Origin of the sequence: Bacillus ndiopicus (assembly GCF_000612805.1) — a bacterium.
Lineage (GTDB): Bacteria > Bacillota > Bacilli > Bacillales_A > Planococcaceae > Metasolibacillus > Metasolibacillus ndiopicus.
Map to the genome: position 1 here is coordinate 353,311 of NZ_HG964403.1, position 22,600 is coordinate 375,910.

Consider the following 22,600-nt stretch of genomic DNA (forward strand, 5'->3'; position numbering starts at 1 on the left):
CTCGTTAATATTAAAATATAATATAATACAAACATATTTGTTATAATAATATGAAAAATAGATAGATTAGGGGAATATGATGATATTTACAATTTCAAAAAACATTAAATTCTACAGAAAAAAAATGGGCTATACGCAAGCTGAATTAGCAAAAGGAATATGTACGCAAGCAATGATTAGTAACTTTGAAAAAGGTGGTAGCTCACCATCAAGTGTTGTCATGCACCAAATTGCTGAAAAATTAGGCGTACCAATCGAAAATTTCTTTCGTGATGTATATTCTACACCAGTTCAACAAAATACAGAAGTTGAAAAGCTTATTAGAAAACTGATACATCAACTAGACTATGAATCTGTATCTTACATTATTATGAGTGAGTTAAAGAAAAGAAATGCTCATTCACCGAAAGAGAAAAAATTTTTAAAATGGAATGAAGGTATTTGTGTATATCATTTAGAAAAGGATAGCGTAAAATCCATAGAAATTTTAAAATCTCTTTTACCACCAGAGGATAAAGTGGAAGAGGCATTAGATATTGAAATTTTAAGTAGCTTAGCCATTATTTATTTTGAAACGAAAGATTACGATACTTCGCTATATTATTATGAACTTTGTACTACAAATTTTGAGTATAATCATGTAGATGATCGTTTAAAAATAAAAATTTTATATGGAAAATCAAGGACGCTAGCATACAAAGAGGATTTCAAAGACGCGCTACTATACTGTAAACAGGCGATTAAGCTTTGTTTAGAAAATGAAACATTGTATTTATTAGGAGAATTGTTATTTCAAGCAGCTCGTTTATCTATTTTTGAAAAAGCATTTACTAATGCGGAAATTTATATTGGACAAGCGACAAGCATTTTTGAACTTCAAAGTGAAATTGATTTTCTAAGAATTGTAGAGCAATTGAAAGAGGAATTACAATAATGTTTATAAAATAAATTATGAATTTTAAAAAAATATTGATTTATTGTTCGATATGTAATAAATTACTAATAAAAGGGGGTGCTACCATGAAAAAGTTTTTCGCTAACTTATTTGTATGTTTTGCAATTTTAGTATCTGTTAGTGGTTACCAAGTGCCGACAGAAACAGCAGCAAATGATGTATTACCAAAAGGTGAATTCCAAATTTTCTCAAAGAGTCTTCCTGATTTACCAAGCAGACATTAAAAAGCAAGTAACTATTAATAATAATTATTTTAAATGCTACTGGTGATTCATCTATTTTTATTTAGCAACTGTTTTGCGAATAAGATGGTAGTATAAATAATAACTGGCAGTATTCAATCGCTCATTGAAAGAACAAGCCTTTGAATCTAAATTTATCCCAATACAATGAATATTTATAAAATTATTTATAAATTTTCTAATTGATTAATAGCTGGGATTAATTGGTGTGAGCCAGTAGCAGCCAAAATAAGCCGTATTTAAAAGGGGGAGGACTACAATGAAAAAGTTTTTCGCTAGTTTACTGGTGTGTTTTGCAGTTTTAGTATCTGTTAGTGGTTACCAAGCGCCGACAGAAACAGCAGCAAATGATATATTACTAAAAGTTGAATTCCAAGCTTTCTCGAAAGAACTTCCTGATTTACCAAGTATACATTAAGAAAAGTATGTAACTATTTATAATTATTTTTAAAAATGCTACTGGAGATTCATCTATCTATATTTAGCAACTGCTTGTATATGATAGCTAGTATTTCAGCATTCATTGAATAGAGACAAGGCCTATCTACTTAATTTTATGGAGATTACCATAAAAAAGTTTTTTGCTAGCTTATTTGTATATTTTGCAATTTTAATACCTGTTAGTGGTTACCAAGCGCCGACAGAAACAGCAGCAAATGATATATTAACAAAAGGGGAATTCCAAACTTTCTCAAAAATGCTTTCTGATTTGCCAAGCTCACATGATTGACCACTGTGCTATTGGTGCAGGTTTTATAAACGAGCTATAATATGGGAGTGTTCCTTAAAGGTTTATAAAAATATTAATGAAAATTAATTTAGCAATGAGAATTTTACCGTAATAAAGTAGCCAGCAGCCCAAATAAGCTTCGTCTCCTTATATCAGGCGAGTTTTTTTATTTACATACATCATGAATCAATATTCATAAGTTTCTTTTTCACTTAATTCAAAGAATGTAGGAGATGTCCAAAGATGATAAAAATATTAATTGTCGATGATCAACAGGGTATTCGATTATTATTAAATGAAGTTTTTAAAAAAGAGGGCTATGAAACATATTTGGCGTCAAATGGAATAGAAGCATTAGGTATATTTAAAAATGAAGAAATCGATTGCATTTTGCTCGATATGAAAATTCCAGGAATGAATGGTATTGAAATATTGCGCGAATTACGCAAGCTGAGCGACAAAATAAATGTTGTGATGATGACAGCCTATGGTGAGCAGGCGCTTATTGATGAAGCGTTTCAGCTAGGGGCAACAAAGTATTTTACAAAACCGTTTAATATTTTTGAAGTGCGAGATGCAGTCAATGAAATACTTAGTATCAGTAAAAATGAAGGTGTTTGAAATAACTTTTCAGACCCCTTCATTTTTGTTATGATAAAGGTATGCGTTTATCTTGATTCAATGGATGTCACGGGATGTGACGCTTTAAAGTTCACTTCCACTCATCAGCTCGGAAAATCTGGACACAATTTAATTAATCTGGATATAGCGAAGACGCATTCAGAGTCAAAATAAAGGTTTTTAATGTAGGTCATACATTTTTTGAATGAACTAAAAAAATATGGACATAGTAGCAGAGCCATATTTTGATAAACAATAACCGATCAACTATCCGAGGAGGATCTAAATCATGGCATTAGTTTCAATGAAAGAGATGTTAATTAAAGCAAAAGCGGAAGGTTACGCAGTAGGACAGTTTAATATTAATAACTTGGAGTTTACACAAGCAATTTTGCAAGCTGCACAAGAAGAAAATTCACCTGTAATTTTAGGTGTATCAGAAGGTGCAGGTAAATACATGGGTGGCTTTATTGCAGTTGTTCATATGGTAAAAGGTTTAATCGAATCATATAAAATTACAGTACCTGTAGCGATTCATTTAGACCACGGCTCAAGCTTTGAAAAATGTAAAGAAGCAATCGATGCAGGCTTTACATCTGTTATGATTGATGCTTCTCACCACCCGTTCGATGAAAACGTAAGCACAACAAAAGCAGTTGTGGAATATGCGCATGCAAAAGGCGTGTCTGTTGAAGCGGAGTTAGGTACAGTTGGTGGAGAAGAAGATGGTGTAATCGGTGGTATTATGTATGCAGACCCAGCGGAATGCAAACGCTTAGTAGAAGCGACGAATATTGACTGCTTAGCGCCAGCATTAGGATCAGTACATGGTCCATATCAAGGCGAACCAAACTTAGGCTTTGCTGAAATGGAGGAAATCTCTAAATTAGCAGATCTTCCATTAGTGTTACATGGTGGAACTGGTATTCCAACGAAGGATATTCAACGCTCTATTTCATTAGGTACAGCGAAAATTAACGTTAATACAGAAAATCAAATTGCTGCAACAAAAGTAATTCGTGAAGTATTAGCAAACGATACAAAAGTATATGATCCACGTAAATATTTAACACCTGCACGTGAAGCAATTAAAGAAACTGTTATTGGGAAAATGCGCGAATTTGGCAGCTCTCAAAAAGCATAGGATGAAATATCGATCAGTGGGTGGGTCCTCACCCTCCACTGATTATTAGTTTTTATCAATCATTCATTTAAACTTCATGGTTTTGAAAAAGGGGCGCATTACACCAACCGTTTTTTGGTACAGGTGAATTGCCACTGTATAGACGAGATAAGTCATTCAATAAAAATTTTGATGCAAGAAATTATTTGTAGGGGAAGTGTCAGATTGTCGAGATTGGCCTCCTCTTTATTTTTTGATTAAAGTGAAATCGCAATTTAGGAGGATATATTAACATGAAATTTTTTATCGATACAGCAAACTTTACAGAAATTAAAGAAGCATACTCTTGGGGAATTTTATCTGGAGTTACAACAAACCCATCGCTAGTAGCAAAAGAACCAGGTGTAAACTTCCATGATCGCTTAAAGGAAATCGCGGAGCTAGTTGATGGCTCAGTTTCTGGTGAGGTTATTTCTTTAGATGCGGAAGGCATGATTAAAGAAGGCGAAGAGTTAGCTGCAATTCATCCAAATATTACAGTGAAGCTACCAATGACACCAGAAGGTTTAAAAGCATGTAAGCATTTCTCTGAAAAAGGTATTAAAACAAACGTTACACTTATCTTCAGTGCCAACCAAGCTTTAATGGCAGCTCGTGCAGGTGCAACTTACGTTTCTCCATTCCTTGGTCGTTTAGATGATATCGGACATAATGGTATAGAGCTAATTTCTACAATTGCTGATATTTTCACAATTCATGATATTAAAACAGAAATTATTGCTGCATCAATCCGTCACCCACAACATATTACAGACGCAGCTCTAGCTGGTGCTCATATTTCAACAACACCATTTAAAGTATTACAACAATTATTTAATCATCCATTAACAGATAAAGGAATTGAAGGGTTTTTAGCGGACTGGTCAAAGCGCCAAGGACAATAAAAAACACTTTCACTTTGAGGGAGAATCGTTATGGATGTTTATAAAATCACAGGACAACGACGTTTAAAAGGTACAGTGAAAGTTAGTGGAGCCAAAAATAGTGCGGTTGCTTTAATTCCGGCATCAATCCTGGCGAATTCTTCCGTCACAATTGAAGGAATCCCTGCAATTTCAGATGCATGGACATTAAAAGCTTTATTAGAGGAAATCGGTGGAGACGTGTCGTTTGAAGATGGACAAATGACAATTGACCCAAGCAAAATGACAGCGATGCCGCTACCTAATGGCAATGTGAAAAAGTTACGTGCCTCATATTATATGATGGGGGCAATGCTAGGTCGCTTTAAAAAAGCAGTTATCGGTTTACCTGGAGGCTGTTTTTTAGGACCGCGCCCAATTGACCAGCATATTAAAGGTTTTGAAGCGTTGGGGGCGACTGTGACAAACGAACATGGTGCAATTTATTTACGTGCTGATGAACTAATTGGTGCGAAAATTTATTTAGATGTAGCAAGCGTCGGTGCGACAATTAATATTATGCTGGCTGCAGTTCGAGCAAAAGGACGCACAGTCATTGAAAATGCAGCAAAAGAGCCAGAAATTATTGATGTTGCGACATTATTAACAAATATGGGTGCAAAAATTAAAGGTGCAGGTACGAGCGTTATTCGTATTGATGGTGTTGAGGAATTACATGGTACAAATCACACGATTATTCCCGACCGTATTGAGGCATCTACATTTATGATTATGGCCGCTGCAATCGGAGAGGGTGTTACAATTGACAATGTAATACCGTTGCATTTAGAGTCATTAGTAGCTAAATTAAGAGAAATGGGCGTTAAAATAGAAACAGGAGAAGAAAGCATTTTTATACCTAAGCAAACAACAGACCTTACAGCTGTCGATATAAAAACGCTTGTTTATCCTGGTATCGCTACGGATATTCAGCAGCCCTTGTCAGTCTTGTTAACTCAAGCAAATGGTTCTTCGAAAGTAACGGATACGATTTATTCAGCAAGATTTAAGCATATTGACGAGCTTCGTAGAATGAATGCGAATGCGAGAGTAGAAGGTAATACAGCTATTATTCAAGGTCCTACACAATTGCAAGGTTCGACTGTAACTGCTACAGATTTACGTGCAGGTGCAGCATTAGTATTAGCTGGCTTACTTGCCGAAGGTGAAACAGAAATTCACGAAATTTATCATATTGAGCGCGGTTACGGTGGATTGATTGAAAAACTTTGTGCACTTGGAGCGGAAATTCGCCGTGAAACAATTGTACATACAAGCAAATAATTGAATGTTTACAATCGATGACAAAAAGCCATAAAGGTATGATAGCAGGAGGAAAAGGAAACATGGAACGCAGTTTATCAATGGAAGTAGTACGAGTAACAGAAGCAGCAGCGATTGCATCTGCAAAATGGATGGGACGAGGCGAAAAAATTGCGGCAGATGATGCAGCTACAACGGCGATGCGTACAATGTTCGATACGATTCCAATGCATGCAACAGTAGTAATTGGGGAAGGTGAAATGGACGAAGCTCCAATGCTTTATATTGGTGAAGAGCTTGGATTACGCAATGGCGGTCCGGAAGTTGATATCGCCGTAGACCCATTAGAAGGTACGAATATTGTTGCTAAAGGTGCAAACGGTGCAATGACGGTATTAGCGATTGCAGACCGTGGCAATTTACTAAACGCGCCAGATATGTATATGGATAAAATTGCTGTTGGTCCAGAGGCAGCAGGTAAAATTGATATTAATGCTTCTGTAACATATAACTTATTACAGGTTGCAAAAGCAAAAAATAAGGATGTTTCAGATGTTGTTGCAACATTATTAGATCGACCACGCCATCAAGCGATTATAGATGAAATTCGTGAAGCAGGTGCACGAATTAAATTTATTCAAGATGGAGATGTGGGTGCAGCAATTAATACAGCGTTTGATGAGACGGGTATCGATATTATGTTTGGTATCGGCGGTGCACCTGAAGGTGTAATCTCAGCGGTTGCTTTAAAATGCTTAGGTGGCGATTTCCAAGCGAAGCTCGTACCTGAAAATGAAGAACAGCTAGAACGTTGTAATAAAATGGGGATTGACGTGAATAAAGTATTGTATATGGACGATTTAGTAAAAGGTGATGATGCTATTTTTGCAGCAACTGCTGTAACAGATTGCGAGCTTTTACGAGGTGTTCAATACAAAGGTGCATACGCACTAACGCATTCAGTTGTAATGCGTGCTAAATCGGGAACTGTACGATTTATTGAAGGTCGCCATAGCATCGAGAAAAAACCAACGTATTAAACTTCTATACAGTAGGGCTGAAACGATTGCTCAGTCCTACTCTTCTTAAGAAAATGAACTAATCAAAAATGAAACGATGATTAGCTTCAACAATTCTCCGACAAGTAAAATTTAAAAAGACTGGGGTCATCATATGACAGCTTTTACAATTGCGCAATTAGAAAACATGACACTAAAAGAGCTTTATGCTCTCGCGCGAGATTACAAAATTTCGTATTACAGTAAATTAACAAAAAAAGAATTGATTTTTGCGATTTTAAAATCACGTTCTGAACAAGAAGGCTTCTTCTTTATGGAAGGAGTGCTTGAAATTGTGTCGCAAGAAGGCTTTGGTTTTTTACGTCCAATCAACTATTCTCCTTCTAAAGAAGACATTTATATTTCTGCCTCTCAAATTCGCCGTTTTGATTTACGTAATGGCGACAAAGTTTCAGGTAAGGTACGTCCTCCAAAAGAAAATGAACGCTACTATGGTTTATTACAAGTTGATGCAGTAAACGGAGAGGATCCTGAAGTTGCAAAAGAGCGAGTGCATTTCCCTGCACTAACACCACTTTATCCAGATCGCCATATTAAACTTGAAACAACTTCTAAAAAATTATCTACACGTATTATGGATTTAATCGCACCAGTAGGGTTTGGTCAACGCGGTTTAATTGTAGCACCACCTAAAGCAGGGAAAACATCTTTGCTGAAGGAAATCGCCAATGCCATTACGACAAATTATCCAGAGGCAGAGTTAATCGTCTTATTGATTGATGAGCGCCCAGAAGAAGTAACGGATATTGAGCGTTCTGTAAATGCAGATGTTGTTTCTTCAACATTCGATGAAGTGCCTGAAAACCATGTAAAGGTAGCAGAAATTGTGCTAGAGCGTGCACGTCGCTTAGTTGAGCATAAACGCGATGTCATTATTTTAATGGACTCTATTACTCGTTTAGCGCGCGCTTATAACTTAGTTATCCCACCAAGCGGTCGTACGCTATCAGGTGGTATTGATCCAGCTGCGTTCCATCGTCCTAAACGTTTCTTCGGTTCAGCACGTAACATTGAAGAAGGCGGTAGTTTAACAATTTTAGCAACAGCTTTAGTTGACACAGGAAGCCGTATGGATGAAGTAATTTATGAAGAATTTAAAGGAACAGGGAATTTAGAGCTGCATTTAGACCGCGGTTTAGCAGAGCGACGAGTTTTCCCTGCATTGGATATTCGCCGTTCAGGTACGCGTAAGGAAGAGTTGCTAATTCCAAAAGAGCAGCTAGATAAGCTGTGGGCAATCCGCAAAACATTCAGCGACGCACCAGACTTCGCTGAAAAGTTTTTACGCAAGATACGCACAACAGAATCAAACGAAGAATTTTTCGATAAACTAAATGAGGATATGAAAAAAGCAACGAATGGTAAAGGCTTATTGTAAATTATCTAATAGGGTTGATTTACCAAAAATATGTTGTTTAGCCACTCTCTGATAGATAGCTGAAAACACCTGGGTTCTTAGCTTTTTATAGAAAATCCAAACACACTAAAATATTTTCGCTTGAAAACTCTAAAATGATTATGTTATAATCTCAAAGTATGCAACGTGTACATATGTAGCCGACATATTCGGGCTATGTAAGGTGCAGTTCGATAATACTCTGTTCCAGATGGTTCAGGGCGAGAGGAGAAAACGAATATGAAACAAGGAATTCACCCAGATTACAAAACTGCAACAGTAACTTGCTCTTGCGGTAACTCATTCCAAACTGGTTCTGTAAAAGAATCAATCGTTGTCGAGTTCTGTAACGAATGTCACCCATTCTACACAGGTCGTCAAAAATTCGCGTCTGCTGATGGACGTGTGGATCGTTTCAACAAAAAATACGGTCTTAATAAATAATAACTTTAAAGTGCCTGCCAGGTTTCCGACTGGCAGGCATTTTTTGAGAGATAAAGTATTTCATATACGGAGGACAAAATGGCGCAATTATTTTTTAAACATGGTGCGATGAACAGCGGTAAATCAATTGAAATTTTAAAAGTAGCCCACAACTATGAAGAGCAAAAAAAGCCAGTCCTTATTTTTACTTCTGGCATTGATACGCGCGATGAAGTAGGTATTGTATCAAGTCGTATCGGTCTCCGTCGCCCAGCAATAGCTGTGTTTGATGATACAAATATTTTTGAATGCGTAAAAAATCAAGATGAAAAGCCATATTGTATATTAATTGACGAAGTACAGTTTTTATCAAAGGAGCATGTACTACAGTTAACTAAAATTGTTGATGAATTAAATATACCTGTTATGGGCTTTGGCTTAAAAAATGATTTCCAAAATGAGTTGTTTGAAGGTAGTCGTTATATGTTGATTTACGCAGATAAAATCGAAGAAATGAAAACGATTTGTTGGTTCTGCCATAAAAAAGCGACGATGAACTTACGTGTTGATGATAACGGCAAACCTGTTTATACAGGTGACCAAATTCAAATCGGTGGCAACGATTCATACTATCCAGTATGTAGAAAGTGTCATAGCAACCCACCACTTTAAAGTGTAGCAACCGTTTAAGAATTTCTTTATACTAATAAGAATAAGTAATCGCATTAGAATTAATTTTATACAGAGGTGAAAGTATTATGTTTGATCGTTTACAAGCTGTTGAAGATCGTTACGAAAGATTAAATGAATTATTAAGTGATCCAGATGTAGTAAGTGATAGTAAGAAATTACGTGAATACTCGAAGGAACAATCAGATATTCAAGAGATGGTTGAAGTATATCGCGAATATAAAGCTGTTAAGGAACAGCTTGCAGATACTCGTGAAATGCTGGAAATGGAAAAAGACCCTGATATGTTAGAAATGGTGAAGGAAGAGTTCCATGAATTAAATGATCAAATTCCTGATTTAGAAGAGCGACTCCGCATCTTATTAATCCCGAAAGATCCGAACGATTCGAAAAACGTTATTATGGAAATTCGTGGAGCTGCTGGTGGAGACGAAGCGAATATTTTTGCGGGTGATTTATTCCGTATGTATTCCCGTTACGCGGAGGTACAAGGCTGGAAAATTGATATTATGGAAGCGACACCAAACGCAATGGGTGGTTATAAAGAAGTAATCTTTATGATTAACGGTCAAGGCGCATACTCTAAATTTAAGTTTGAAAACGGTGCACACCGTGTTCAACGTGTACCTGCTACAGAATCGCAAGGGCGTATTCATACATCGACTGCAACTGTTGCATGTTTACCAGAAGTAGAAGAGGTAGATGTAGAAATCCATGAAAAAGATATTCGTGTTGATACATTCGCATCATCTGGTGCTGGTGGGCAATCAGTTAACACGACAATGTCTGCTGTTCGTATGACCCATCTTCCAACAGGTGTTGTTGTATCGATGCAGGATGAGCGTTCACAAATTAAAAACCGCGAAAAGGCGATGAAAATTTTACGTGCTCGTGTAGCTGATATGTATATGCAAGAAGCGCAAGCGGAAGTAGATGCAACACGTAAATCGGCAGTAGGTACAGGGGATCGCTCAGAGCGCATTCGTACTTATAACTATCCACAAAACCGCGTGACAGACCACCGCATCGGTCTAACAATTCAAAAACTCGACCAAATCATTGAAGGAAAATTAGACGAAGTGATTGACGCGCTTATTTTAGAAGAGCAAGCATCGAAATTAGCAAGATTAAATGAAGATGCCTAATACAGTATTTGAAGTCCTGCAACGGGCTTCTTCTTTTTTAAGCGCAAATGGTCGAGAGGAAACGGCAGCACGTTTGCTAATACAAAATGTGCTGCAAACAAATTATTCAGGTTTAATGATGCGAATGCAGGAGCAAATGCCCAATGAACAAATTGCTGTACTTGAAGAGATGCTACAAATGCATGCTAGAGGAGTACCCGTTCAATATATTATAGGTGTAGAGGAATTTTATGGGCGTGAGTTTCAAGTAGATCAATCTGTTCTTATCCCACGTCCAGAGACCGAGGAATTAATTGTTGGTGCAATGGAGCGTATGAAAAAGCTATTTGGCAAAGAGTCCTCTCTTAAATTAGCAGATATCGGTACTGGAAGTGGTGCTATTGCTGTAACGATGAAGCTTGAATGGCCTGATGCGGCTGTTACTGCCACAGATATTTCGCAAGCAGCACTAGCAACGGCTGGCAAGAATGCAGAGCAACTGCAGGCGACAATTGACTTTCGTTTAGGGGATTTAACTGAGCCAATTGCGCAGCAAAAATGGGATGTTGTTTTAAGTAATCCTCCATATATTGCATTTCAAGAGGCAGCAGAAATGTCTGATGTTGTTCTTGAACATGAACCGCACACAGCACTTTTTGCAGAAGAAGATGGACTTATTTTATATCGCAAGCTAGCGGAGCAGTTGCCAGCTTTAATGAATCGACCAGCGTTAATTGGCGTAGAAATTGGCTATACACAAGGGCGAGCTGTAGCTGGTTTTTTTCAACAGTATTTCCCGAACGCGTTGATTGAAATAGTGAAAGATATTAATGGAAAAGATAGAATAGTTTTTTGTGAAATTAGTGAATAAAAAAAGTCTCCGTTGTCCATGATGATAGACAAGGAGGGATTTTCATGTTAGAAGATTATAATATTGCTAGAAAGCCATTTTCCATTTTTGTTATTTTTCGTTATGTTTGTTACGCCTTAATTAGTTATATGCTGCTATTAGCAGTACCTCATTTCGTAGAGTTTGGTGAAAGCTGGCATGAACAAAAAGAGGCGAGTCCAGTATTATTTAGAGTTGTAGCAAATAGTAACTTACAGCAGGATCAATTATTGAAACAGGAAATTGTCCAAGCAGTGCAACCAATGTTTGAACAAATTGCTAGCACTCAAGAAACAGAAGTAGCGCTAGCCGATGTAAAACGAGTTCTTGCGAAAAATTATCAACAGTATGATGTGAATATCGTAGTTGGGGATAACTTGATCCCACCTAAATATGAATTTAATACTTTTTATCCACAAAATTTCTATCAGTCTGTTGTATTAACAATCGGACAGGCACGAGGTGACAACTGGTTTTGCTCTGCTTTTCCAAAAACATGTGAAAAACCTCAGGAGCAAAAGGACGAAAAGCGTAAATTTGTTATTTATGAATGGTTAAAAAGAAAATTTTCATAGATTTACCCACAGTTTTTTAATAACTTATGCACAATAACGTGATAAGTTATCAACAGTATGTGAATAACTGTGGAAAAATAGCGAAATAAAAGGCGATGATTATGTGGAAACTAAATATTTGATTGTGGATAATGGTGTGAATAGTAATAAAAATTATGCACAAGCTGTGGATTTTTTAAATAAAAGCGAAGTGGTCGCATTTCCGACAGAAACGGTATATGGGCTTGGAGCTGTTGCGACAGATGAAGTAGCGGTGCAAAAAATATTTGCTGCAAAAGGCCGCCCGTCAGATAATCCGCTTATTGTCCATATTAGTAGTAAAGAGCAAGCGAAAGATTATGCCCAGCATATAACTGAAGTAGCACAAAAATGTATGGATGCATTTTGGCCAGGTCCGCTGACGCTTATTTTACAAACGAAGCCTAATGTCTTTGCATCCGGTGTGACTGCGGGCTTACCTACAGTTGGCTTACGAATGCCAGATCACCCTGTTGCATTACGTTTATTAAGAGAAATCAATAAACCATTAGCAGCTCCAAGTGCTAATCGAAGTGGTAAGCCATCACCAACGAAGGCAGAGCATGTGGCGGAAGATATGACAAATGTGATTTCGTGTATTTTAGATGGCGGGGTAACAGGCGTTGGTTTAGAATCGACGGTGCTAGATGTTACAGTAACTCCTCCAGTTATATTACGTCCAGGTGGTGTAACAAAGGAGATGTTAGAGGAAGTAATTGGCACGGTTATTCAGCCAACTGAGAAAGAGCAAGAAAGCTCAGATACACCAAAAGCACCAGGCATGAAATATACTCATTATGCACCTGAGGCTCCTGTCTTATTAATTGAGCCAGAAATGGAAAGTGTGCAACGAGCAATTGAGCAACTACAAGCTACTGGGCAACGTGTTGCATTATTGGCATCAGAAAGCTTTGTAAGTAGCAAGGCTAATTATTTCTTTACATATGGTAAGGATGGCGACGTTGATGATATGAGTAGCAGGCTTTATGATGCGCTACGTGCATGTGATAAAACGGACGCGACGCTTATTTTAGCGACAACGACTGCGCGAATTGGTGTAGGAGTTGCGATTATGAATCGCCTAGAAAAAGCGGCTGGAGGACGATGGTATAAATAAGGATGGGCTGTTGGGAAAGCAGGTTAACACCTGTTTTTCTCGACAGCTTTTTCTATTTGCCGTTTAGAAAAATCGAATGCCTTAAAAAAGCCCTAATTACTTCTAAGCAACACTTCTAAAAAAGCAAGTGGCTATCTGCGGCGAGTAACCTCCAAACAGCCTCTACTAACTAAGGTTTTCAATAGTTTCTGCTAGCATTTTTTTCTTTAAGTTCTCTCTGCCCATGTACCCACATAAAATAAAAGCAATGCTTAGGAGGTATGTTCTTGCAGGAAGTGATACTTGGAATTATTTTAGCGTTAGATGTAGTCGCATTATATATACTTTTACCTAGTGTTTCACAACGCTTTTTATTATCAATTTGGACCGCTTTTTGGCATATGCTTTTTCCGTTGCTCGGGTTCAAATTAGGGAACTGGGTTAGCATATTTATGGAGGACTGGGCGTCATATCTCTCTGCAATTTTATTATTTGGCATTGCGCTTCAATTACTTTTATCATCAAAAAATCAGCACGTTCCACAAAAAGCTTTGCCAATTTTAGCGATTATGGTGAGCATTGATAGCTTTTCAGCAAGCGTTTCTTTTGGTATGCTAAATCTACAAAAGTATTTATTTATACTTAGTGTTGGAGTTGGTACCTTTTTACTATCTTATACGGCGTTAATCATAGCTAAAACATCAATTTTCAACAGTCAAATTTTTAAAGTAATAGCGGGAGTATTACTGTTAGCTATTAGCATCGCTATACTTTTCAATTAAGCATTTTTGGAAGAGTGGGAGAAAAAATGAATATTTATTTTGTTTGTACGGGAAATACTTGTAGAAGCCCAATGGCAGAGGCGATTTTGAAGGCTAAGCAGCTTCCGAATGTTGCAGTTCGCTCAGCAGGTATTTATGCTCTTGAAGGAGGAGAAATGTCTGAAAATGCTCAGCGTGTTTTAGACAGTGAAAATATTCCACATAGCCATGTTTCTCGTCAAGTAACAGTGGAGGATATTGAATGGGCAGATTTAATTTTAACGATGACGACAGCACATAAAGAGCTGTTAGTTCGTAGCTCGGAACTTGCTGCGCCCAAGACCTTCACATTGAAAGAATATGTAACTCCATATACAGCACTAGACGTATCAGATCCATATGGAGGAGATTTGCATACGTATAAGCAAACATTTTATGAATTGCAGCATTTGATTGAAGAATTAGCGCAAAAACAAGGGGGAGGAACGAATAGTGAATAATAATCAAAAACGATTTAATCTGCGCAAAAAGCTAGTATTATTTGTAGGTGTTTTAGCTCTTGTTACATATTCTACCAGCTTTGTATTTATCGAATTTATACATCCGATGTTTTTTGAGACAATAGACAGCAAAGTCTTTCAAATAAGTACATACATAGCGGGAATTACTTGGTCCTGTATTTTAGCTGCGGTGTTCAGTATCATTTTAGTTCGCCCACTACAAGCTTTGGAGCAGGCTGCTTCACGTGTAGCGGAAGGGAAAATTGGACAAGACTTAATAATGCCTAAAACAAATGATGAAATTCGCTCTGTGGCAGAGGCATTTCAGCATATGTTAGTCAATTTGCGTGGCATGGTTGATGGTATCGAAAATAATTATCGCATTACAAATTCAACAATTAACGAATTATCGGATTTAACAAAAGCATCCTCGCACAAAGCGCATGATGTCGCAAAAACAGTAGGACATATTTCAGATGGCGCACAAACTTCGGCTGTTTCTGTTCAAGAAATGGCGGAGGCACTTGTTGATATTCGTCAATTGGCGCTAGATGTCAACGTGAACGCAACAAATTCTGCTGATGGGTCAAAGCAAATGCTTAATCATTTAGAAGCGACAAAAGGGGCAATTCAAAGCCTTGTAATGAGCATTCAGCAAATTGCTCAAAGCAATGAGGAAGCTTTAGCAAACATTCAAGGGTTAGAAAAAAATGCGGAGCAAATTGAGCAAATAATCGGACTAGTTGGGGATATCGCAGCGCAAACAAACTTGCTTGCGTTAAATGCTTCAATTGAAGCGGCACGAGCAGGAGAACATGGTAAAGGATTTGCCGTTGTGGCTGAAGAAGTTCGTATTTTAGCTGATGAAAGCGCGAAAGCAGTACAAGGCATTACAACAATTATTCAATCAATGCAACAAAATGTAGAGCTTGTTGTAAAGCAAATGAACGGTCAAGTTGCATTTGCCACACAAGAATCTGCTCGTGTATCTGAAACGACAGCAACAGTTGACGGCATGGTACGCAATGTGGAAGAAGTAGCGCATGCAGTTGTGGATATTTCTTCTTTAACTAAGCAACAACTTGGGGGTATCGAGTTAACGGCACATCAATCTCAGGAAGTCGCTGCGATTGCAGAGGAAACTTCTGCAGGTGCACAGGAAGTACGTGTTATTACTGAAGAGCAAGCATTTGAAATTGAACAAGCACAAAATCTATGTGAAAGCCTTCAACAGCAATCTAATGAGCTATATAATGTGATTGCCCAATTTGATCGTTCAAAATAAAAGAAATGTATAAAAGGCTTGGTCAATAAATTTGAATTACGTTGGAAAAGAAGAAAATCGGATATGTTGGCAAGAAGAGAGAATATTTTAAGCCTTTCCATTAAACAACTATAGCTGTCTAGAAAGTAAGTAAGTGCACTGCTTTCTAGATAGTTTTTATTTTACTTTGACACTGTGTTGTCGTTCTTTAGTAAGCACCCTATTTCTCTAATTAAATTAGTTGGTAGTAAAATGGAATATTATATCGATAAAAGTATTTGTTGTTGAAAAAAACTCACAACATTCATTACATATATTCAAGAAGATTCTGTAAATAAAACGAAAGACGAATATAAATTGGTGAATTGCTTGAAAAAGTAAAGGAAAGATGAACTTTAATTTAGAATTAATCTGTAATATTCGTGTTTTCATTTGAAAGTTTTTTTGTTATGCTTGAAAGGAATGTTTTTCTCATTCAATAAATGGTACACTATTTATGAATATATCGTGAAAAGAGGGAGCTTCGTTGAAAATTGCAATTTCTTCTGACCATGGTGGAAATAATCTACGCCGTGAGATTATGTCTTTGTTAGGTGACTTAGGTATTAGCTATGAAGACTTCGGTCCGCAATCTGACGAATCGGTTGATTATCCAGACTACGCGAAACCTGTATCTGAAGGTGTTGCCTCTGGAGAATTTGATCGAGGTATTTTAATTTGTGGTACGGGGATTGGCATGTCGATTGCAGCAAACAAAGTAAAAGGAATCAGATGCGCTTTAGTGCATGATGTATTTTCAGCAAAAGCAACACGCTGTCATAATGATTCCAATGTATTAGCAATGGGCGAGCGTGTTATTGGGCCAGGGCTAGCACGTGAAATCGTATCAACTTGGTTAAGTACTGAATTTGAAGGTGGACGCCATACGCGCCGCGTAGAAAAGATTTCAGAGTTGGAAGTGTAATAAATGACAAATTTAAATCATTTGCATAAATCTCTATCAACATTGTTAAGTGAATTAGAGCAGCAGGCAGTGTTCCAACCGCAGCAATTATTTGTTGTGGGATGCTCGACATCTGAAGTTATAGGTGAGCGCATTGGAACAGCGGGAGCAATAGATGTAGCAACAGTTATTTATGAAGAGCTACAAAAATTTGCTGAACGCCATAATTTATATTTAGCTTTTCAAGGCTGTGAACATATTAACCGTGCTTTAACAATGGAGTACACAGCCGCTGAAAAATATCGTTTAGAACCTGTACATGTCGTTCCAGTAAAAACAGCAGGTGGCTCTATGTCAGCCTATGCGTATACACAAATGGAACAGCCAGTTGTTGTGGAAAATGTACAAGCACATGCAGGCATTGATATCGGTCAAACATTGATTGGTATGCATTTAAAAGCAGTAGCAGTTCCAATACGTACATCAGTGAAAACACTTGGTGAAGCTGTAGTGACGGTAGCAACGACGCGCCCAAAATTAATTGGTGGCGTGCGTGCACAATATGAATAATTTACTTTTGGGAGGAAAATTACATGGCATTTGAAAAATTAGCAGCACAAGATAAAGCAGTATTAGATGGTATTTTAGCAGAGAAAAAGCGTCAGCAAGCCAATATCGAGTTAATCGCATCTGAAAACTTTGTATCTGAAGCAGTAATGGAAGCACAAGGTTCTGTATTAACGAACAAATATGCAGAAGGCTACCCAGGCAAGCGTTATTATGGTGGCTGTGAGCATGTTGACGTAGTAGAAGATATTGCTCGCGATCGTGTAAAAGAAATTTTTGGTGCTGAATACGCAAACGTACAGCCACACTCTGGTGCGCAAGCAAATATGGCTGTGTATCATACAATTTTAGAACCAGGCGATACAGTACTTGGTATGAATCTTTCTCATGGTGGTCATTTAACACACGGTTCACCAGTTAACTTCTCTGGTATTTTATATAATTTCGTAGAGTATGGTGTAACAAAAGATACACATGTAATCGACTACGAGGATGTTCGTCAAAAAGCATTGGAGCACAAGCCAAAACTAATCGTTGCTGGTGCATCTGCATACCCACGCGAAATTGACTTCAAGAAATTTCGTGAAATTGCAGATGAGGTTGGCGCATACTTCATGGTAGATATGGCACATATCGCCGGTTTAGTAGCAGCAGGTGAGCATCAGTCGCCAGTGCCATATGCTGATTTTGTAACATCAACAACACATAAAACTTTACGCGGTCCACGTGGTGGGATAATTTTAGCCTCTAAAGAATGGGAGCAAAAATTAAATAAATCTGTATTCCCAGGTATCCAAGGTGGTCCATTAATGCATGTAATTGCTGCTAAAGCTGTTGCATTTGGTGAAGCTTTACAACCAGAATTTAAAGAATATGCGAAGCAAGTGAAAGCAAACGCACGTGTATTAGCAGAAACTTTAATGGCTGAAGGTGTGGAAATCGTATCTGGTGGTACAGACAACCATATCGTATTATTAAATGTAAAATCTTTAGATTTAACAGGTAAAGTGGCTGAGCATGCGTTAGATGCAGTTGGAATTACAACAAACAAAAACACAATCCCTTATGATACTGAGTCACCATTCGTGACTTCAGGTATTCGTATCGGTACACCAGCTGTTACATCTCGTGGCTTCAAAGAAGAAGACATGAAAGAAGTTGGCTCAATTATCGCAACTGTATTAAAAAATATCGATGATGAAGCAGTAAAAGAGCAAGCAAGCGCACGTGTAAAAGCTCTAACAGATAAATTCCCATTATATGCATAAATAAAAAAGAGTAGTGGTTTCCATGCCACTACTCTTTTTTTATTTTGAAAACCGCTGATATATTGTTTACTAAAGTTTTTAAGATAAAATCTAGCTCATCAGACTATGTTGTACAACACAGCTTGGACTTTTTTTGATATACTTATTCAGATAAACAACAGTTAGGAGAGAGCCGCATGAGCAAAGTATATGTATTCGACCATCCATTAATTCAACACAAGTTAACTTATATTCGTGACAAGAACACTGGAACTAAAGAATTTCGTGAGCTTGTAGATGAAGTCGCAACATTAATGGCATTTGAAATTACAAGAGATATGCCTTTAGAAGAAATCGAGGTTGAAACACCTGTAACGACTGCAAAATCAAAAGTGTTATCAGGTAAAAAGCTTGCAATCGTTCCAATTTTACGAGCGGGAATCGGCATGGTAGATGGTGTTTTAAATTTAATTCCGGCTGCAAAAGTGGGGCATATCGGTTTATATCGTGATCCAGAAACATTAAAGCCTGTTGAATACTATGCAAAATTACCAGCTGATGTAGAAGAGCGTGATTTTATTATTGTAGACCCAATGTTAGCAACAGGAGGTTCAGCTGTTGAGGCGATAAACTCTTTGAAAAAGCGCGGGGCTAAACATATTAAATTTATGTGCTTAATTGCTGCGCCAGAAGGTGTCGAGGCAATCCAAAAAGAACATGATGATGTAGATATTTATATTGCAGCATTAGATGAAAAATTAAATGATCATGGCTATATTATACCTGGTTTGGGAGATGCAGGCGATCGTTTATTCGGTACGAAGTAATATAGTGAAAAAATGAAATAGTATATTTAGAAAGGAGATTTCTAAATATACTATTTTACTATACCAATTATATTTTGTAGACTGGAGAGTTCATGATGACGAAGTTTAAAGTAATGACGATTTTCGGTACGCGTCCAGAGGCAATTAAAATGGCGCCGCTTGTATTGGAGCTGGAGAAACATCCACAAATTGAGTCGATTGTGACAGTGACAGCTCAGCATCGTCAAATGCTTGATCAAGTACTTGAAACTTTTAAAATTAACCCGAATTATGACTTGAATATTATGAAGGATCGCCAAACGCTTGTGGATGTTGCAACAAATGCACTACAAGGGTTAGATGCAGTAATGAAAGAAGCGAAGCCTGATATTGTGCTTGTACATGGTGATACAGCAACTACATTTATCGGTAGTTTAGCGGCATTTTATAATCAAATTGCAATTGGGCATGTTGAAGCAGGGCTTCGTACAGGCCAAAAATATTCTCCTTACCCAGAGGAAATGAACCGTCAGTTAACAGGTGTTATGGCGGATTTACATTTTGCACCAACAAGGCAGTCAGAAGAAAATTTACTGCGCGAAAATAAACCGGCTGAAGCAATTTTCGTTACAGGGAATACAGCAATTGACGCATTGAAAACGACTGTAAATGAAACATATAGCCACCCTGTACTAGAAAAAATGGGCACGGACCGTATGATTTTGTTAACAGCGCATCGCCGTGAAAACTTAGGTGAGCCAATGCGTAATATGTTCCGTGCAATCAAGCGCTTATTAGCAGAACATAATGACATCCAGGTTGTTTATCCTGTACATATGAATCCTGTTGTGCGGGAAATTGCTAATGATGTGTTAGGTAACGATGAGCGTATTCACTTAATTGAACCATTAGAAGTTTTTGATTTCCATAATATCGCAGCACGTTCATATATGATTTTAACGGATTCTGGTGGTGTGCAGGAGGAGGCTCCTTCACTTGGTAAGCCAGTGCTTGTGTTGCGTGATACAACAGAGAGACCAGAAGGCATTGCAGCAGGAACACTGAAGCTTGCTGGCACAGATGAGGACGTAATTTATCAATTAGCAAACGAGCTATTAGTTGATCAGGCAGCATATGAAGCAATGGCACAGGCATCTAATCCTTATGGCGATGGTTATGCTTCAGAGCGAATTGTAAAGGCGCTAGTAGAATTTTTAGAAAAGCATTAAAAATGAGCATATATAATTTTGTAAAATAGTATAGGAAGAAAAAGATTTTTTGGAACAAGGAATTTTGACAAACTTCACAATTTAAAAATCCCTCTTCACAAATTTGTCGACAATTTGACAACATTGGGGGGATTGTGAAGTTTTTCACCAATACTAATTGACATCAAATATCGCCTATTGTATGCTAACAAAGGGTAAGAATGATAGGGGTTTCATAGTGTATACATACTTTGGAGCACTTATTTATATCAAGTTTCTACTGAATTGACAGTTGAGTTCCAATTGTCGATTATGCTCCTGCGATTATTCGTCGCAGAAGAAAACTTTGCAACGGTTTGATGCGTCTGGATACATGTCCATAAAGGTTAAAGCTTTCGTATGTAGAAATTTACTCCAAGTCAAATCTTGCTACATATTTTTTAACCTCTTACTGTAGTGCATTCACTACGCTTTGAATTCACTTGCTGGTCAGCATCAATTCTTTACTCGAAAAAAATTCAGGAGACTTATTGCCAATGGAAGATTTGCATTACATTTTCGCTAAGCAAAAGAAAGTGTTATTTTTTTTGCTTGCTCTCTGTGTACTAGGATGGGCTTTTACGCCATATGCTAGCATCTTCGCAGGAATTGGTTTAGGTGCATTCTTCGGTACATACAACTTTTGGATTTTAGTTCGACGAATGGACAAGTTTGACCACTCTATTAGTGAAGGAAGAAAGGCATCATCTTTAGGCACAGCCTTACGCTTTGGCTCGGGTGTTGCGGCAGTCGCAATCGCCATGTCGTTGCCAGAACATTTTCATCTGATTAGCACAGTTATTGGGCTAATGCTTCCGTACATTTTTCTCGTAATTGAGCGAATTGTACATCTTGCTAAACAACACTAAAGTGTACTTAATGAAAGAGAGGTGAATGCAAAAATGGGTCATAAAAATCCAGAATTCGATCTACCACTATTTGGAGATTATGTATTAACATTTAACAAGTCAACTGTTTTAATGCTAGTGATTACAGCTTTAGTCGTATTTTTGATTGCGTTTATTTCAACACGCAGCCTAAAATTAAAGCCAACTGGTATGCAAAATTTCATGGAGTGGGTTATGGACTTCGTGAAAGGTATCATTAAGAGCAATATGGATTGGAAAACAGGTGGTCGCTTCCACATATTAGGGCTTACTCTAATTATGTTTATTGCTGTAGCGAACTTACTAGGTTTACCATTCTCTATCGTCTATAAAGACTATTTATGGTGGAAATCACCGACAGCCGATCCAACTGTAACATTAACATTAGCTGTTATGGTTACGCTTTTAGCTCACTATTATGGTATCAAAATGCATGGAACTGGCGGTTATGCGAAAACAACTTATTTAAAGCCAATGTGGTGGATGTTCCCATTAAAAGTTATTGAGGAGTTTGCCAATACGTTAACACTTGGTTTGCGTCTTTACGGTAACATTTATGCAGGGGAAATTTTAATCGGCTTAATTGCTGGTATCGCAGGTACAGGCTTGTTAGGTTGGGTAAGTATGGTTATTCCAGCTCTAGCATGGCAAGGGTTCTCGATTTTCATCGGGTTTATCCAAGCTTTCATTTTCACTATGTTAACAATGGTTTATTTGGCACACAAAGTGAGTCACGACCATTAATTATAAATTCCGTGAATTTCACGGTATTTGAACCACAATAAAAAACACATATTCCAAGGAGGAAATTTAACAATGACAGGTTCAATTGGTTTATTAGCAGCAGCAATCGCAATCGGTTTAGGTGCACTAGGTGCAGGTATTGGTAACGGTCTTATCGTATCAAAAACAGTAGAAGGTATCGCTCGTCAACCAGAATTACGTGGTGCTCTTCAAACAACAATGTTCATCGGGGTTGCATTAGTTGAGGCCCTTCCAATCATCGGTGTAGTAGTAGCATTCATCGTAATGAATCAATAATTACTACTTACGACGTCAATGGCGAAGAAAAGTTCTCCAGACTTACAACTTCGCCATTCCTTTTATGTAATATATGAAATTCACATGTAATGATGTGAAGCAAGCAACAATGAATTTGAAATTAAAGATTTACATGTTATAGATTTTGAAC

General features: G+C 37.5%; 26 protein-coding genes and 1 pseudogene. All 27 read left to right on the forward strand.

All coding sequences use genetic code 11. From position 1 onward, the window contains the following. Positions 1-76 precede the first annotated feature (76 nt). Positions 77-934 (forward strand): helix-turn-helix domain-containing protein, encoded by an 858-nt coding sequence (locus TY13_RS01630; RefSeq protein ID WP_081796898.1) that lies wholly within the window; start codon positions 77-79, stop codon positions 932-934. Positions 935-1,020: 86 nt separating this feature from the next. Next, positions 1,021-1,179 (forward strand): hypothetical protein, encoded by a 159-nt coding sequence (locus TY13_RS20480; RefSeq protein ID WP_154661491.1) that lies wholly within the window; start codon positions 1,021-1,023, stop codon positions 1,177-1,179. A gap of 277 nt (positions 1,180-1,456) precedes the next feature. Next, entirely contained in the window at positions 1,457-1,615 is a 159-nt protein-coding gene (locus tag TY13_RS20485; protein WP_154661492.1) for a hypothetical protein, read from the forward strand. 555 nt (positions 1,616-2,170) lie between these two features. Further along, positions 2,171-2,548 carry a response regulator gene (locus TY13_RS01635; protein WP_042470833.1) on the forward strand — a complete coding sequence of 126 codons (378 nt, stop codon included), beginning with the start codon at positions 2,171-2,173 and terminating at the stop codon, positions 2,546-2,548. A 289-nt stretch (positions 2,549-2,837) separates the two neighbouring features. Beyond that, positions 2,838-3,692 carry a class II fructose-bisphosphate aldolase gene (locus TY13_RS01640; protein ID WP_042470836.1) on the forward strand — a complete coding sequence of 285 codons (855 nt, stop codon included), beginning with the start codon at positions 2,838-2,840 and terminating at the stop codon, positions 3,690-3,692. A gap of 272 nt (positions 3,693-3,964) precedes the next feature. Then, positions 3,965-4,615, forward strand: a complete 651-nt coding sequence (gene fsa / locus TY13_RS01645; RefSeq protein ID WP_042470838.1) for a fructose-6-phosphate aldolase — start codon at positions 3,965-3,967, stop codon at positions 4,613-4,615. Between the two features lie 30 nt (positions 4,616-4,645). After that, positions 4,646-5,917, forward strand: coding sequence for a UDP-N-acetylglucosamine 1-carboxyvinyltransferase (locus tag TY13_RS01650; RefSeq protein WP_042470841.1), 1,272 nt, complete (start codon positions 4,646-4,648; stop codon positions 5,915-5,917). A 62-nt stretch (positions 5,918-5,979) separates the two neighbouring features. Further along, complete coding sequence (gene glpX, locus TY13_RS01655; RefSeq protein WP_042470843.1) at positions 5,980-6,936, forward strand: class II fructose-bisphosphatase; 957 nt, start codon at positions 5,980-5,982, stop codon at positions 6,934-6,936. Positions 6,937-7,069: 133 nt separating this feature from the next. Beyond that, the gene (rho, locus tag TY13_RS01660; RefSeq protein ID WP_042470847.1) at positions 7,070-8,353 is read left to right on the forward strand and encodes a transcription termination factor Rho; all 1,284 of its coding nucleotides are present in this window, start codon (positions 7,070-7,072) and stop codon (positions 8,351-8,353) included. Between the two features lie 258 nt (positions 8,354-8,611). Continuing rightward, complete coding sequence (rpmE, locus tag TY13_RS01665; RefSeq protein ID WP_042470850.1) at positions 8,612-8,815, forward strand: 50S ribosomal protein L31; 204 nt, start codon at positions 8,612-8,614, stop codon at positions 8,813-8,815. Positions 8,816-8,893: 78 nt separating this feature from the next. Next, complete coding sequence (locus tag TY13_RS01670) at positions 8,894-9,466, forward strand: thymidine kinase (RefSeq protein ID WP_042470853.1); 573 nt, start codon at positions 8,894-8,896, stop codon at positions 9,464-9,466. A gap of 86 nt (positions 9,467-9,552) precedes the next feature. Further along, positions 9,553-10,629, forward strand: coding sequence for a peptide chain release factor 1 (gene prfA / locus TY13_RS01675; RefSeq protein ID WP_042470856.1), 1,077 nt, complete (start codon positions 9,553-9,555; stop codon positions 10,627-10,629). Next, positions 10,616-11,479 (forward strand): peptide chain release factor N(5)-glutamine methyltransferase, encoded by an 864-nt coding sequence (prmC, locus tag TY13_RS01680; protein ID WP_042470859.1) that lies wholly within the window; start codon positions 10,616-10,618, stop codon positions 11,477-11,479. The genes prfA and prmC overlap by 14 nt, the downstream gene beginning before the upstream one ends. Before the next feature lie 44 nt (positions 11,480-11,523). Continuing rightward, entirely contained in the window at positions 11,524-12,072 is a 549-nt protein-coding gene (locus TY13_RS01685) for a stage II sporulation protein R (protein WP_042470861.1), read from the forward strand. 103 nt (positions 12,073-12,175) lie between these two features. Further along, on the forward strand, positions 12,176-13,207 hold the full coding sequence (locus TY13_RS01690) for an L-threonylcarbamoyladenylate synthase (RefSeq protein ID WP_042470863.1): 1,032 nt from the start codon (positions 12,176-12,178) through the stop codon (positions 13,205-13,207). 275 nt (positions 13,208-13,482) lie between these two features. Continuing rightward, on the forward strand, positions 13,483-13,968 hold the full coding sequence (locus tag TY13_RS01695) for a manganese efflux pump MntP (protein WP_230199375.1): 486 nt from the start codon (positions 13,483-13,485) through the stop codon (positions 13,966-13,968). 26 nt (positions 13,969-13,994) lie between these two features. After that, the gene (locus TY13_RS01700; RefSeq protein WP_042470869.1) at positions 13,995-14,447 is read left to right on the forward strand and encodes a low molecular weight protein arginine phosphatase; all 453 of its coding nucleotides are present in this window, start codon (positions 13,995-13,997) and stop codon (positions 14,445-14,447) included. A 106-nt stretch (positions 14,448-14,553) separates the two neighbouring features. Further along, positions 14,554-14,784 (forward strand): annotated as a pseudogene (locus TY13_RS21215) (HAMP domain-containing protein); the annotation flags it as partial. 15 nt (positions 14,785-14,799) lie between these two features. Beyond that, complete coding sequence (locus TY13_RS21410) at positions 14,800-15,732, forward strand: methyl-accepting chemotaxis protein (protein ID WP_456061798.1); 933 nt, start codon at positions 14,800-14,802, stop codon at positions 15,730-15,732. Between the two features lie 505 nt (positions 15,733-16,237). After that, positions 16,238-16,675, forward strand: coding sequence for a ribose 5-phosphate isomerase B (gene rpiB, locus TY13_RS01710; protein WP_042470875.1), 438 nt, complete (start codon positions 16,238-16,240; stop codon positions 16,673-16,675). Positions 16,676-16,678: 3 nt separating this feature from the next. Further along, the gene (locus tag TY13_RS01715; RefSeq protein ID WP_042470878.1) at positions 16,679-17,224 is read left to right on the forward strand and encodes a TIGR01440 family protein; all 546 of its coding nucleotides are present in this window, start codon (positions 16,679-16,681) and stop codon (positions 17,222-17,224) included. A gap of 23 nt (positions 17,225-17,247) precedes the next feature. Continuing rightward, the gene (gene glyA / locus TY13_RS01720) at positions 17,248-18,489 is read left to right on the forward strand and encodes a serine hydroxymethyltransferase (protein ID WP_042470881.1); all 1,242 of its coding nucleotides are present in this window, start codon (positions 17,248-17,250) and stop codon (positions 18,487-18,489) included. Between the two features lie 176 nt (positions 18,490-18,665). Continuing rightward, on the forward strand, positions 18,666-19,295 hold the full coding sequence (gene upp / locus TY13_RS01725; RefSeq protein WP_042470883.1) for a uracil phosphoribosyltransferase: 630 nt from the start codon (positions 18,666-18,668) through the stop codon (positions 19,293-19,295). Between the two features lie 92 nt (positions 19,296-19,387). Continuing rightward, complete coding sequence (gene wecB, locus TY13_RS01730) at positions 19,388-20,503, forward strand: non-hydrolyzing UDP-N-acetylglucosamine 2-epimerase (RefSeq protein WP_042470885.1); 1,116 nt, start codon at positions 19,388-19,390, stop codon at positions 20,501-20,503. 515 nt (positions 20,504-21,018) lie between these two features. Next, the gene (locus tag TY13_RS01735; RefSeq protein ID WP_042470889.1) at positions 21,019-21,390 is read left to right on the forward strand and encodes an ATP synthase subunit I; all 372 of its coding nucleotides are present in this window, start codon (positions 21,019-21,021) and stop codon (positions 21,388-21,390) included. A 33-nt stretch (positions 21,391-21,423) separates the two neighbouring features. Next, entirely contained in the window at positions 21,424-22,152 is a 729-nt protein-coding gene (gene atpB / locus TY13_RS01740; protein ID WP_042470893.1) for a F0F1 ATP synthase subunit A, read from the forward strand. 84 nt (positions 22,153-22,236) lie between these two features. Continuing rightward, positions 22,237-22,449: a F0F1 ATP synthase subunit C gene (atpE, locus tag TY13_RS01745; RefSeq protein WP_195891658.1), complete on the forward strand. Its 213-nt coding sequence runs from the start codon at positions 22,237-22,239 to the stop codon at positions 22,447-22,449. The last annotated feature ends 151 nt before the right edge of the window (positions 22,450-22,600 follow it).

Bases quoted from the DNA above. Each gene is read 5' to 3' on its own strand.
- TY13_RS01635 (WP_042470833.1), top strand. From the start codon at position 2,171: ATGATAAAAATATTAATTGTCGATGATCAACAGGGTATTCGATTATTA.
- prfA (WP_042470856.1), top strand. From the start codon at position 9,553: ATGTTTGATCGTTTACAAGCTGTTGAAGATCGTTACGAAAGATTAAAT.
- prmC (WP_042470859.1), top strand. From the start codon at position 10,616: ATGAAGATGCCTAATACAGTATTTGAAGTCCTGCAACGGGCTTCTTCT.
- fsa (WP_042470838.1), top strand. From the start codon at position 3,965: ATGAAATTTTTTATCGATACAGCAAACTTTACAGAAATTAAAGAAGCA.
- TY13_RS01670 (WP_042470853.1), top strand. From the start codon at position 8,894: ATGGCGCAATTATTTTTTAAACATGGTGCGATGAACAGCGGTAAATCA.
- upp (WP_042470883.1), top strand. From the start codon at position 18,666: ATGAGCAAAGTATATGTATTCGACCATCCATTAATTCAACACAAGTTA.
- TY13_RS01630 (WP_081796898.1), top strand. From the start codon at position 77: ATGATGATATTTACAATTTCAAAAAACATTAAATTCTACAGAAAAAAA.
- TY13_RS01685 (WP_042470861.1), top strand. From the start codon at position 11,524: ATGTTAGAAGATTATAATATTGCTAGAAAGCCATTTTCCATTTTTGTT.
- glyA (WP_042470881.1), top strand. From the start codon at position 17,248: ATGGCATTTGAAAAATTAGCAGCACAAGATAAAGCAGTATTAGATGGT.
- rpmE (WP_042470850.1), top strand. From the start codon at position 8,612: ATGAAACAAGGAATTCACCCAGATTACAAAACTGCAACAGTAACTTGC.
- TY13_RS20485 (WP_154661492.1), top strand. From the start codon at position 1,457: ATGAAAAAGTTTTTCGCTAGTTTACTGGTGTGTTTTGCAGTTTTAGTA.
- TY13_RS01640 (WP_042470836.1), top strand. From the start codon at position 2,838: ATGGCATTAGTTTCAATGAAAGAGATGTTAATTAAAGCAAAAGCGGAA.
- TY13_RS01700 (WP_042470869.1), top strand. From the start codon at position 13,995: ATGAATATTTATTTTGTTTGTACGGGAAATACTTGTAGAAGCCCAATG.
- TY13_RS20480 (WP_154661491.1), top strand. From the start codon at position 1,021: ATGAAAAAGTTTTTCGCTAACTTATTTGTATGTTTTGCAATTTTAGTA.
- TY13_RS01715 (WP_042470878.1), top strand. From the start codon at position 16,679: ATGACAAATTTAAATCATTTGCATAAATCTCTATCAACATTGTTAAGT.
- wecB (WP_042470885.1), top strand. From the start codon at position 19,388: ATGATGACGAAGTTTAAAGTAATGACGATTTTCGGTACGCGTCCAGAG.
- TY13_RS21410 (WP_456061798.1), top strand. From the start codon at position 14,800: ATGGTTGATGGTATCGAAAATAATTATCGCATTACAAATTCAACAATT.
- atpB (WP_042470893.1), top strand. From the start codon at position 21,424: ATGGGTCATAAAAATCCAGAATTCGATCTACCACTATTTGGAGATTAT.
- rho (WP_042470847.1), top strand. From the start codon at position 7,070: ATGACAGCTTTTACAATTGCGCAATTAGAAAACATGACACTAAAAGAG.
- glpX (WP_042470843.1), top strand. From the start codon at position 5,980: ATGGAACGCAGTTTATCAATGGAAGTAGTACGAGTAACAGAAGCAGCA.
- TY13_RS01650 (WP_042470841.1), top strand. From the start codon at position 4,646: ATGGATGTTTATAAAATCACAGGACAACGACGTTTAAAAGGTACAGTG.
- TY13_RS01735 (WP_042470889.1), top strand. From the start codon at position 21,019: ATGGAAGATTTGCATTACATTTTCGCTAAGCAAAAGAAAGTGTTATTT.